Origin of the sequence: Acidovorax sp. SUPP2825, assembly GCF_030158995.1 — a bacterium.
Classification (GTDB): Bacteria; Pseudomonadota; Gammaproteobacteria; order Burkholderiales; family Burkholderiaceae_C; genus Paracidovorax.
In genome coordinates, this window is the sequence record NZ_BQXK01000007.1 from 80,215 (window position 1) to 91,810 (window position 11,596).

At 70.3% G+C, this 11,596-nt stretch carries 10 protein-coding genes; 3 read left to right on the forward strand and 7 right to left on the reverse strand.

The window, feature by feature from the left end; translation table 11 throughout:
- Positions 1–106 precede the first annotated feature (106 nt).
- From htpX to AVAK2825_RS10875, 3 genes are all read left to right on the forward strand, one after another.
- Positions 107–979, forward strand: coding sequence for a protease HtpX (gene htpX / locus AVAK2825_RS10865; RefSeq protein ID WP_272565273.1), 873 nt, complete (start codon positions 107–109; stop codon positions 977–979).
- Between the two features lie 202 nt (positions 980–1,181).
- Entirely contained in the window at positions 1,182–2,756 is a 1,575-nt protein-coding gene (locus tag AVAK2825_RS10870; protein ID WP_284397868.1) for a methyl-accepting chemotaxis protein, read from the forward strand.
- 139 nt (positions 2,757–2,895) lie between these two features.
- Positions 2,896–3,306 carry a hypothetical protein gene (locus AVAK2825_RS10875; RefSeq protein WP_502870527.1) on the forward strand — a complete coding sequence of 137 codons (411 nt, stop codon included), beginning with the start codon at positions 2,896–2,898 and terminating at the stop codon, positions 3,304–3,306.
- 51 nt (positions 3,307–3,357) lie between these two features.
- On the opposite strand, the gene AVAK2825_RS10880 is transcribed toward AVAK2825_RS10875, so the two are convergent.
- The 7 genes from AVAK2825_RS10880 to AVAK2825_RS10910 form a co-directional block, all read right to left on the reverse strand.
- Positions 3,358–5,073, reverse strand: coding sequence for an NAD(P)/FAD-dependent oxidoreductase (locus AVAK2825_RS10880; protein WP_284397874.1), 1,716 nt, complete (start codon positions 5,071–5,073; stop codon positions 3,358–3,360).
- A gap of 143 nt (positions 5,074–5,216) precedes the next feature.
- Positions 5,217–6,350, reverse strand: a complete 1,134-nt coding sequence (locus AVAK2825_RS10885) for a lysylphosphatidylglycerol synthase transmembrane domain-containing protein (protein ID WP_284397880.1) — start codon at positions 6,348–6,350, stop codon at positions 5,217–5,219.
- 3 nt (positions 6,351–6,353) lie between these two features.
- Positions 6,354–7,586 carry a cardiolipin synthase ClsB gene (clsB, locus tag AVAK2825_RS10890; RefSeq protein WP_284397882.1) on the reverse strand — a complete coding sequence of 411 codons (1,233 nt, stop codon included), beginning with the start codon at positions 7,584–7,586 and terminating at the stop codon, positions 6,354–6,356.
- Positions 7,586–8,350 (reverse strand): endonuclease/exonuclease/phosphatase family protein, encoded by a 765-nt coding sequence (locus AVAK2825_RS10895; RefSeq protein ID WP_272565266.1) that lies wholly within the window; start codon positions 8,348–8,350, stop codon positions 7,586–7,588. The genes clsB and AVAK2825_RS10895 overlap by 1 nt, the downstream gene beginning before the upstream one ends.
- A gap of 291 nt (positions 8,351–8,641) precedes the next feature.
- Positions 8,642–9,559 carry a cysteine synthase A gene (gene cysK / locus AVAK2825_RS10900; RefSeq protein ID WP_284397883.1) on the reverse strand — a complete coding sequence of 306 codons (918 nt, stop codon included), beginning with the start codon at positions 9,557–9,559 and terminating at the stop codon, positions 8,642–8,644.
- A 77-nt stretch (positions 9,560–9,636) separates the two neighbouring features.
- Positions 9,637–10,692 carry an RNA 3'-terminal phosphate cyclase gene (gene rtcA, locus AVAK2825_RS10905; RefSeq protein WP_284397885.1) on the reverse strand — a complete coding sequence of 352 codons (1,056 nt, stop codon included), beginning with the start codon at positions 10,690–10,692 and terminating at the stop codon, positions 9,637–9,639.
- The gene (locus AVAK2825_RS10910) at positions 10,686–11,549 is read right to left on the reverse strand and encodes a nucleotidyltransferase domain-containing protein (protein ID WP_284397886.1); all 864 of its coding nucleotides are present in this window, start codon (positions 11,547–11,549) and stop codon (positions 10,686–10,688) included. The genes rtcA and AVAK2825_RS10910 overlap by 7 nt, the downstream gene beginning before the upstream one ends.
- Positions 11,550–11,596 lie beyond the last annotated feature (47 nt).

Below are 11,596 nucleotides of genomic sequence, written 5' to 3' on the forward strand. Positions count from 1 at the left end.
TGCGAACACGGCTTGAACGCCTGCGCACCATCCCCATTTTCCGGTTTGTGACAGCGCGTTCCTGCCGCTGGTCACACCCCCGTATCCCTCCGTGGAGAACCCTTCGATGAAACGAATCGCGCTTTTCTTGTTGACCAACGTCGCCGTCGTGGTGGTGCTGGGCATCGTCGCCAGCCTGCTGGGCGTCAACCGCTTCCTGACCGCCAATGGCCTGAACCTGGGGGCACTGCTGGGCTTTGCCTTCATCATGGGCTTCGGCGGCGCCATCATCTCGCTGCTGATCAGCAAGCCCGTCGCCAAGTGGAGCGCGGGCGTGCAGATCATCGACGGCACCGGGTCGGCCGATGAGGCCTGGATCGTCGAGACCGTGCGCAAGTTCGCCGACAAGGCCGGCATCGGCATGCCCGAGGTCGGCATCTTCCCCGGCGACCCCAACGCGTTCGCCACCGGCGCCTTCAAGAACAACGCCCTCGTGGCGGTGTCCACCGGGCTGCTGCAGGGCATGACGCGCGAGGAGGTCGAGGCGGTGATCGGCCACGAGGTGGCCCACATCGCCAATGGCGACATGGTGACCATGACGCTGATCCAGGGCGTGATGAACACCTTCGTGGTGTTCCTGTCCCGCGTGATCGGCTATGCGGTGGACAGCTTCCTGCGCAAGAACGACGAGAACAGCTCCGGCCCCGGCATCGGCTACTACGCCACGACCATCGTGCTCGACATCCTGCTGGGCTTCCTGGCGTCGATGATCGTGGCCTGGTTCAGTCGCCAGCGCGAATTCCGTGCCGACGCCGGCGCGGCGCAGCTGATGGGCCGCAAGCAGCCCATGATCAACGCGCTGGCCCGCCTGGGCGGCGCCCACCCGGCCGAACTGCCCAAGAACATGGCCGCCCTGGGCATCGCCGGTGGCATCGGCAAGCTGTTCAGTACCCACCCGCCGATCGAAGAGCGCATCGCCGCGCTGCAGACGAACGCCTGAGGTGGGCCTATGAATGGGGTGGGCGGCCTTCCATGCCGCCTGCCTCGCGAAAGAGCGGCCGGAGCGATCCGGCCGCTCTTTTTTTGCGCTTATATCAAGTTGTCAGAATCGGTGCCGATACTTACCATGGACCCCACCCCATGCGCCTGGCGCACCGCCGGCGGCTCTTTCCCGCCTGCGGCCTTTCTCACCGGTATCTGACATGACCCTGCACAACGCCCGCCTTTCCCTGCGCCTTGCCCTGGCTTTCGGGGTCATCTGCCTGGTCATGTCCCTCGCCGCTGCCGTGGGCATCTGGCGGCTCATGGAACTGCAGGACATCGCCGATGGCCTGGGCGGACCAGCGGCGGAGCGGGCCTTGCTGGCGCGCGAACTGCACGCGATCGTGGTGCTGAGTTCCTCGCGCGCCGAAACCCTGCTGGAAATCGACAACCCCGCCTATGCCGCGCGCATCGACACGGACCGCAAGGCGACCTCCGCCCGTTCGACCGAGGTGCGCAAGCGGCTCGAAGAGCTGGCGACGGACAGCGAGTCCAAGCGCATCTTCGAGGCCATCGACACCGCAGGCAACGCTTTTCGGGGCGCGCGCGACGATCTGGTCAAGCGGCGCAAGGCCGGCGAAACCCTGCCGCCCGATGCGGTGGGCAAACTGCTGCGCCCTGCGGCCGACCGCTATGCTGCGGCGGTGAACGACATGGCCGACTACCAGCGCAAGCAGGTCGAGGAAGACAGGGCCGCCGCCGCCGCCAGCGAACGCCAGGGCATCGCGCTGCTGGTGGGCGGCTCGGTGCTGGGGCTGCTGCTGGCGCTGGTGTGCGCCGTGGTGCTGTCGCGCTCCATCCTGCGGCCGCTGTCGCATGCGTCCACGGTGGCGGACCGCATCGCCGAAGGCGACCTGACCTCCACCGTGCCGGCCATCGGCGCCGGCAACCGCGACGAGGTACGGGCCATGCTGGCGCGCCTGGACGGCATGCAGGCGCGCCTGACCGGCCTGGTGATCGGCATGCGGCAGGCCAGCACGTCGGTGGCCGGCGCCAGCGCAGAGATCGCGGCCGGCAATTCGGACCTGTCGGCGCGCACCGAGCAGACGGCCTCCAACCTGGAGGAAATCGCGGCCAGCATGGAAGAGTTGCTGTCCACCGTGCGCCACAGCGCGGATGCGGCCCAGCAGGCCACCCACCTGGCGGTGTCGGCCAGCGACGTGGCACGGCGCGGGCGCGACGCGGTGGAGCGCGTGGTAGGCACCATGGACGGCATCGCCCAGTCCTCGCGCCGCATCGCCGACATCACCAGCGTGATCGACGGCATCGCCTTCCAGACCAACATCCTGGCGCTGAACGCCGCCGTGGAAGCGGCCCGCGCCGGCGAGCAGGGCCGGGGTTTCGCCGTGGTGGCCAGCGAGGTGCGCAGCCTCGCGCAGCGCTCGGCCACGGCCGCCAAGGAGATCGGTGGGCTCATCGGGGACAGCGTGCGCCAGGTGGCGGAAGGTTCGCAGTTGGTCCACGCGGCCGGCGGCACCATGGGCGAGATCGTCGACTCGGTGCAGCAGGTGGCGACCATCATCGGCGAGATCGGCACCGCCACGCGCGAGCAGAGCACGGGCCTGGGGCAGGTGGGCGAGGCGGTGAACCAGCTCGACCAGATGACGCAGCAGAACGCCGCGCTGGTGGAGGAATCCTCCGCCGCCGCCCAAGGGCTGCGCGTGCAGGCCGAGCAATTGGCCCAGCTGGTGGAGGCCTTCCGGCTGCCAGCGGGTTCGGCGCTCGCGGTGCGCTGAACCGCCCCCAGCCGCGTCAGGCGAGGGCTCCCCAGCGGCAGGCCCACGCTTTACCGGGGATTTACGCCAGCGCGTCAACAGGGCCCGCGGGCGCAGGCGTTGAGCACGCATCAGTCACTTTCCCGGACCGGTGCCCATGATGCTTTCTTCCCCTGCTGTCACTTCTTCCTCCAGGCCCGCATTCGCCGGCCTGGCGGCGGCCCTGGTGGCCGCCACGGTTCTCTCGGGCTGCGTCGTCGCCCCGCCGCCCCGTCCACGCACCGTGGTGGTGGAGCCACCGCCCGCGCGCGCCGTGATGGTCGAGCCCGCTCCCGTGGTGGTCGTGGCGCCCACCGCACCGCCCGCACCCTATGTCGAGACGATCACCGTGGCGCCTTCGCCCGTGCATGTGTGGGTCGGCGGATTCTGGGAGTGGGGCGGCGGCCGCTACGTCTGGCGGCCGGGCCACTGGACCACGCCGCCGCGCCCCGGCGCGGTGTGGGTGCCCCACCACTGGGAGCCGGGCCCGGGCGGCTGGCACATGCGGCCCGGGCACTGGGCGCCCCGCTGAGGCCAGGTGCCTGCGCCCTGAAGATGCTGGGCGACGGGCCGGGAATGCGCGTCAGGCGAGCAGCGCACGCGCCACGGCCTCGCCCACCTTGATGCCGTCCACCCCGGCCGAAAGAATCCCGCCCGCGTAGCTGGCGCCTTCGCCGGCCGGGTACAGGCCGGCGGTGTTCAGGCTCTGGAAGGCCTCGTTGCGCCCGATCTTGAGGGGCGACGAAGTGCGCGTCTCCACCCCGGTCAGCACCGCGTCGTGCATGTCGAAGCCCTTGATCTTCTTGCCGAAGGCCGGCAGCGCCTCGCGCAGGGCCTCGGTGGCGTAGCGGGGCAGGGCGGCATCGAGGTCGGTCAGCGTGACGCCGGGCTTGTACGAGGGCTCCACGGTGCCCAGCGCCTGCGAAGCCCGCCGTGCCAGGAAATCGCCCACCAACTGCGCGGGCGCGTTGTAGTTGCTGCCGCCCAGCACGTAGGCGTTCGACTCCAGCTGGCGCTGCAGCACGATGCCCGCCAGCGGGTGCGGCGTTGCACCGGCCGCCAGCGCCTGCACGCCATAGGTGCCGCCCAGCGCGGCCTCGAACGCCGCGGGGTCATGCGGATAGTCGTTGGGATCGATGGCGACGACCATGCCGGCGTTGGCATTGCGCTCGTTGCGCGAATACTGGCTCATGCCGTTGGTGACCACGCGGTGCGGCTCGCTGGTGGCGGCCACCACCGTGCCGCCAGGGCACATGCAGAAGCTATACACCGCGCGGCCGTTGCCCGCGTGGTGCACCAGCTTGTAGTCGGCCGCGCCCAGCAGCGGGTGCCCGGCGTGCCGGCCCCAGCGCGCGCGGTCGATGAGCCCTTGCGGGTGCTCGATGCGAAAGCCCACCGAGAAGGGCTTGGCCTCCATGTGCACGCCGCGCTCGTACAGCATGGCGAAGGTGTCGCGCGAGCTGTGGCCCAGCGCCATCACCACGTGGTCGGCGCGCAGCGCATGGGTCTGTCCCGTGGCCTGGTCGAGCACCTGCAGGCCGCGCAGGTGGCGCTGACCGGCGGCGTCCTGCTCGACCACCACGTCGGTCACGCGCTGCTCGAACCTCACCTCGCCGCCCAGCGCGATGATCTGCTCGCGCAGCGTCTCCACCACCTTGACGAGCTTGAACGTGCCGATGTGCGGGTGCGCCACCGAGAGGATCTCGGGCGGCGCGCCGGCCTGCACGAACTCCTCCATGACCTTGCGGCCCAGGTGGCGCGGGTCCTTGATCTGGCTGTAGAGCTTGCCATCGCTGAACGTGCCGGCACCGCCCTCGCCGAACTGCACGTTCGACTCCGCCTGCAGCTCGCGCCGCCGCCACAGGCCCCAGGTGTCCTGCGTGCGCTCGCGCACCGCGCGGCCGCGCTCCAGCACGATGGGCCGGAACCCCATCTGCGCCAGCACCAGCGCCGCGAAGATGCCGCAGGGCCCGAAGCCCACCACCACGGGGCGGTGCGCCAGCCCGGCCGGCGCCCGGCCCACCGGCCGCCAGACCATGTCGGGCGTGGGCTGGATGTGGGGCTGCCCGGCGTGGCCCGCCAGCAGCGCGGCCTCCTGCGACGGATCGGCCAGGGTGATGTCGATGATGTACACCGCCAGCAGCTCGGCCTTGCGCGCGTCGAAACTGCGCTTGAAGACGTGGACATGGGCGATGCCTTCGGGCGGCAGCGCCAGGATGCGGCAGGCGGCGGCGCGCAGGGCGGGCTCGGGGGCTTCGGCTGCGCTGAGCGGCAGCTTGATTTCGGACAGGCGGATCATGGCTTGCGGGCCCGTGTCGATCGGGCGAAGGGCAATGTCGTGGGGACCGGCATGATAAAGGAGGCCCGCGGTGCCGGGCAGACCGGGTATGGCAAGCCCGTCCGATGCATCGGATGGATGCTATTTATTAATAGCAATATGCCCTAGTGTTTATTGTGCTGGAGGCCGTTTTGATGCGAAGTCTCTGCCGCAGCGCCTGGCGATTCCGCCTGGGGCCGGCGGCGGCCCAGCAACTCCACCCCGCCGAACGCGAGCGCAGCCAGCCCCAGGGGCAGGAAGAAGTACAGCGTGCGGTAGGCCAGCACCGAGGCCAGTGCCTGCGGCGCGGGCAGGTAGGCGGACAGCACCGCCACGCCCACGGCCTCCAGCACGCCCAGCCCCGCGGGGATGCGCGAGATGAGCCCGGCCACCGCGCCCAGCAGCACCGTCGCCAGTGCGGCTGCATACGGTGCGCGCTGCCCGGTCAGCACCCACAGCGCCGCGCCCATCACCATCCAGTTGGCGGCCGACAGCGCCACCTGCAGCATGCCCACGGGCCAGCGCGGCATGGCGATGCGGTGCCCGCGCAGGTGCACGGGCCGGCCATGGCGCAGTGCGCAGGCGGCGACGTAGAGCAGGCTCGCCGCCGTCAGGGCGGCACCCATCCAGCGCAGGTGCTGGGGGCCGACGTGCCAGTTTTCGGGCAACTGCGGCGACCACAGCCAGAACACCGCGCCCGCCAGGAAGAAATAGCCCAGCCAGTTGGTGAGGATGCTCATCCCGATCACCTGCCCGATGGCCGCCACCGACACGCCCTGCTGCGAGTAAAGGCGGTAGCGCACCGTCACCCCGCCGATGATCGATCCCAGGTTCAGCGTGAACGGATAGGCGATGAGCGTGATGCCCACCGTGCGCCCGGCCGACAGCCCGTGCCGCGTGTAATGGCGCCCGAACAGGTCGAAGGTGCTGTACAGCAGGTGGCTGGCCAGCGCCAGCGCGCCGCCCAGCAGCAGCACCGGCACCGGCAAGGCCAGGAACGACGCCCAGACCGCGGGCCAGTCCACCGTGCGCGCCTGGCGCACCAGCAGCGAGACGACGAAGAGGACGAAGGCGCCGCTGGCGAGGGTCACGGCCCAGGGCCACCAGCGGTGGGCGGTCAGGCGCTTCCAGCGGCTGGCGGGGCGCGCCGGCAGCGCAGCGCCGTCCCTGGGAGTCCCGGCCTGGGGCCGGGCGGGGTCTTGCCCGGGCGCGGCCGGGTCCAGGGAGGACAGGGCCGGGGAGGGCGCCGCTACCGCCATGGCTCAGGTGGCCGAAGGCCGGTGGGTGGGGTCGGAGGCCGGACCGTCCTGGGCGCCAACCAGTGAGATCTCGGGCTCGTGGCGCGGCAGCCAGCCCGCCCACGAGGGGAACCAGCGCATGACATGGAACAGGAAATAGCTGCGCAGCAGGCGCAGGCCATCCCAGCGCGAGGGTGGCGTGGCCTCGACCTGGCGGCAGCTGTGCTGCATCAGGTGGTCCAGCCGTTCGTGCAGCGTCGCGTTGAAATCCTTGTCGCGGATCACCACGTTCGCCTCGAGGTTGAGCGAGAGGCTCAAGGGGTCGAGGTTGCTGGAGCCCACGGTGGACCATTCGCCGTCCACCAGCGCGACCTTGCCGTGCAGCGGCCGGTCGCAGTATTCGTAGATGCGCACGCCGGCGCGCAACAGGTGGTCGTAGAGCATGCTGGCCGCCGTGCGCACGATGGGCATGTCGGGCTGGCCCTGCAGGATGAGCCGCACGTCCACCCCGCGCCGCGCCGCGCGGCGCATTTCGCGGATGAAGCGGTAGCCGGGAAAGAAGTAGGCATTGGCGATCACCACGCGCTCGCGCGCGGCGCGCAGGGCCACGCGGTAGTGGCGCTCGATGTCGTTGGTGTGGTTGTGGTTGTCGCGCGTGACGAAGATCGCGTCCGCCGTGCCCGCATGGGGCAGCGGCGGCACGGTGTTCGCCCCCTGGCGGCGCCGCCGTGTGCGTGGCGGCATGACGGCATCGCGCGCGAAGCCCAGCATGTGGGCGACGATGGGGCCGCGCACCTCGACCGAGTAGTCCTGCTTGGCCTCGGGGCCGTAGTCGGCCACATGGTCGGCTGAGTAGTTGATGCCGCCGATGAAGCCGATCTCGCCGTCCACCACCACAATCTTGCGGTGCATGCGCCGCAGCACGTTCAGCCGCTGGCCGAACAGCCGGCGGCCTGGGTCGAAGATGCGAAAGCGCACGCCGGCGTTCACCAGTTCGCCGATGAAGTCTTCCGGCAGGTCGGGCGAGCCGAAGCCGTCCACCAGCACGTGCACCTCGGCGCCGTTGCGCGCGGCCTGCAGCAGCGCGGCGTGCAGCCCCCGGCCGATCTTGTCGTCGAAGAGGATGAAGGTTTCCAGGATCACCTCGCGCCGCGCCTGCGCGATGGCCTCGAACACGCGGGGAAAAAACGCCTCGCCGTTCTCCAGCAGAGTGAAGTGGTTGCCGGGCACCCAGCGGGAGGGGCGGGGGCGGCGCATCACAGCGAAATCTCCGCGGCCAGGGGTGCGTGGTCCGACAGCTTGTGCCAGGGCTTGCGCGGCAGCACCACCGGCGCGTGCACCGAGGCATTGCGCACGTAGATGCGGTCCAGTGCCAGCAGCGGCATGGAGGCCGGGAAGGTGCGCACCGCCTTGCCCCGCGCATGCATGAACACCTCGTGCAGGCCGGCGCCGGCGCGCAGCACGTCGTGCGCACGGCCGCGCCAGTCGTTGAAGTCGCCCGCCACGACCACCGGGTCTTCGGGCGGAAACGTGGCCACCAGCTCGCACACGCGCTTGAGCTGGCGCTGGCGGTGCGCCTCCTGCAGGCCCAGGTGCACGCAGATGGCATGCACCTGCCGGGCGTGGCCCGGGGGCTGCAGCACGCAGTGCAGCATGCCGCGCCGCTCGGGCCCGCTCACGGAGATGTCGTGGTTTTCGTAGTGAACGATGGGGAACTTGGACAGCAGCGCGTTGCCGTGGTGACCGTTGTCGTACACCGCATTGCGGCCATAGGCGTATTGGCCCCAGATGGTGTCGGCCAGGAATTCGTAGTGCGGCTCCTGCGGAAAATTGGCCACGCGCCCGGCGTGCCGCTGGTGGGTGCCCAGCACTTCCTGCAGGAAGACCAGGTCGGCCGATACGCCGCGCACGGCTTCGCGCAGCTCGTGCAGCATGAAGCGGCGGTTGAAGGTGGTGAAGCCCTTGTGCACGTTCACGGTCAGCACCTTGAAGGCAACGGGAGAGGCGGTGGATGGTTCCATGGGGCAATCAGTGAGCGCGGGGGAGGGGCGGGAACCGGGCCGAAAAGCCCGGTTTCAGGCGGGCCCCGCATGGGCTTTGATTGTTTCGATGGCGGTCCGGCTGGGCTGTAGGACGGCTGGCCGAACGCTTGTGACCCGATGGCGGCGGGGCCTGAGGGCCGCTTGCAGCCCGGCTCCCGCGGCCGGGACGGGTGCCGCCCCAGCCCGGAAAAGGCCCCACCCATGGGCTGCGGGTGGGCGCACTTCGCACGCTGCCCTGGCCCGGGGCAGCGCGCGGTTTCAGAAAGCGCCTCAGGAGGGCAGGAAGCCTTCGACCGACAGGTAGCGCTCGCCCGTGTCGTAGTTGAAGCCCAGCACCTTGGCGCCCGCGGGCAGCTCGGGCAGCTTCTGTGCGATGGCGGCCAGCGTGGCGCCGGAGGAAATGCCCACCAGCAGGCCTTCCTCGCGCGCGGCGCGGCGGGCGTATTCGCGCGCGGGCTCGGCATCGACCTGGATCACGCCGTCGAGCAGGCTGGTGTCGAGGTTCTTGGGCACGAAGCCCGCGCCGATGCCCTGGATCGGGTGCGGCGCCGGCTGGCCGCCGGAGATCACGGGCGAGGCCACGGGCTCCACCGCGAAGATCTTGAGGGCCGGAAACTTCGCCTTCAGCACGCGGCCCACACCCGTCAGGTGGCCGCCCGTGCCCACGCCGGTGATCAGCGCGTCCAGGCCATCGGGAAAGTCCGCGAGCACTTCCTGCGCCGTGGTGCGCACGTGCACGTCGATGTTGGCGGGGTTCCCGAACTGCTGTGGCACCCAGGCGCCCGGGGTCTGCGCGCGCAGCTCCTCGGCGCGGGCGATGGCGCCCTTCATTCCTTTTTCGCGCGGGGTGAGGTCGAACTGCGCACCGTAGGCCAGCATGAGGCGGCGGCGCTCGACGCTCATGCTGTCGGGCATCACCAGGATGAGCCGGTAACCCTTCACCGCCGCCACCAGGGCCAGGCCGATGCCCGTGTTGCCCGAGGTGGGCTCGATGATCGTGCCGCCGGGCTGCAGCGCGCCGGTGCGTTCCGCATCCTCCACCATCGACAGGGCGATGCGGTCCTTGATCGAACCGCCGGGGTTGCTGCGCTCGGACTTCACCCACACGTTGGCACCCGCGCCGACCAGGCGGTTGATGCGCACATGGGGCGTGTTGCCGATGGTTTGCAGGATGTTCTCGACTTTCATGGCGTCTCCAGGTTGGACAGGTACGGGACAGGCAAAAAAACATTTTGGCCCATGCCTACGACACTCCGCGCATATGGTTATGCCGGCGATGCGGCTTTCTCGATGTCGATGCGCGTGGCACCCGCGCAGGGCGCCATGGCGATGCGCACCGGCAGGCACTGCGCGATGACCTGCGCATTCGTGCTGGCATGCGGGGTGATCGCCTCGGCCGTGTAGCTCGCCCGCTGGCCACTGCGCCAGACGGCGAGGGCCAGCGGCAGCATCCACTGGTCCGCCAGGTGCGGACCGACAGCGCCGCGACTACGCTCGAACGAGCGCACCTCGCCGGCCAGCTGGCGCGCCACCTGTTCGGCCGGCATGCCGCGCTCACCCAGCGCGCAGAACACCTCGGTCACCTCGGCATGCTCCAGCACCGCCAGCAGGGCGTTGCCCGGGCCTTCGTTCTGCCGTGCGGGCGGGATGCGCCACGGGTCGTCGCCTTCGCTCCAGTCCAGTTGCTGGCGAAGCGCCGCCAGCTCGCGCACCGCGATGCCGCGTGCCAGGCCCGGCACCAGGGCCTCGGCCCAGGCGCTGCGGCGCGTGCCGCGGTCCAGCAGATCGAACGGCGCCAACGGGCCTGACGCGGGCGCGATGACTGCATGCACCTCGCCGCCGCCTGCGGGATAAAAGCCCCGGCGTCGCAGCGTGAGCTCCAGCCCCACGCCCAGGCGCCGAACCAGCGGCGCAAAGGCCCGCTGCAGGAAGTCGAACGGGGGCGCCATGGGGTTGTGCGTGCCGCCCGAAAGCTGCACCCGGCTGGGCTCGCCAGCCAGCATCAGCGCGGGCAGAACGGTCTGCAGCACCAGCAGGCAACTGCCGGCCCCGGCGATCGCGAAGGCGTAGTCGCCCGCCTGCACCGGGCCGGGCGTGAACTGCAGCGCCTGCGATCCCAGCTCCGCCCCTTCCGCCTGCCCGCCGCAGACCTGCACCGCCGCCTGCACGCAGGCCAGGTGCTGGCGCATCAATCCCGGCTTGGGCCGGCCCGCGCGGATGCGGTCGATGCGCAGCGGCCGGCCGGTCACCATGGACAGCGCCAGGCCGGTGCGCAGGATCTGCCCACCGCCCTCGCCGTGGGAACCGTCGAGGGTCAGCATGGCGCGGGCCCCTCGGCGCCGCCATGGGCATGATCGAAGCGCAGTACCGTGTCGTGCAGCAGGGCGTCCAGCCCGGCATGCCCGGCAATGGGCAGGGGCTGCACCGGCTGCGCCGCATTGGCGGCCAGCTCGGCCTCGATGAATGCGTGTATGCCGGGCCAGCGTGGGCTGGTGGCCGACTCGTTCGCACGCATCTTCACCGCCAGCAGGGCGTTGATCTCTTCGATGAGCGCCGCATCGCGTTGCGCATCCAGCGTGTGCTGGGCCAGTTCGGCGAAGCGCATGGGCGGTACCCCGGGGCGCGTGCGGATCCATCGCGCCGCCAGCAGCGGGCGCAGCACGTACAGGTATTTCTTGTAGCGCACCACGTCGGCCTGCAGGTGCTCGCGGAAGTTCTTCTTGGCCATGGAGGCGTAGTGGTGCCAGGCCTTGGCGTTGGAGAACACTTGCACCGCCAGGGCGCGCACCTGGGCTATCGTGTCCGCCGCCTCGCGGTAGACGACGGGCGAGCGCAGCCACTCCAGCAGCGTGGGGTTCGATTCGCGCATCAGCCCGAGCGCCTTGCGCAGGTCCCAGCCATTGATGTCCAGGTCCCCGCTGATCGGCACCTCGATGACGTCGCGTCCGGGCGAGACCGTGAGGTACCAGGGCAGGCGGTGCACGTAGAGAAAGCGCACGTCGTAGTCGCTGTCGGGCGAGGCGAAGCCCCAGCCGCGGCTGCCCGATTCGCAGGCGAACAGGATGGTGACGGCGTGCTGCGCCTCGATGTCACGCAGCGCATCCATGATCTGCCCGCGCATGGCGGGCTCGATCGGATGGGCGGAATGAAGCAGTTCTCGGGGTTCTGTCTTTTGCATGTCCATGCTTTCAGCGCACGCTCCTCGTGCGTTGGTCTTGATCCGAT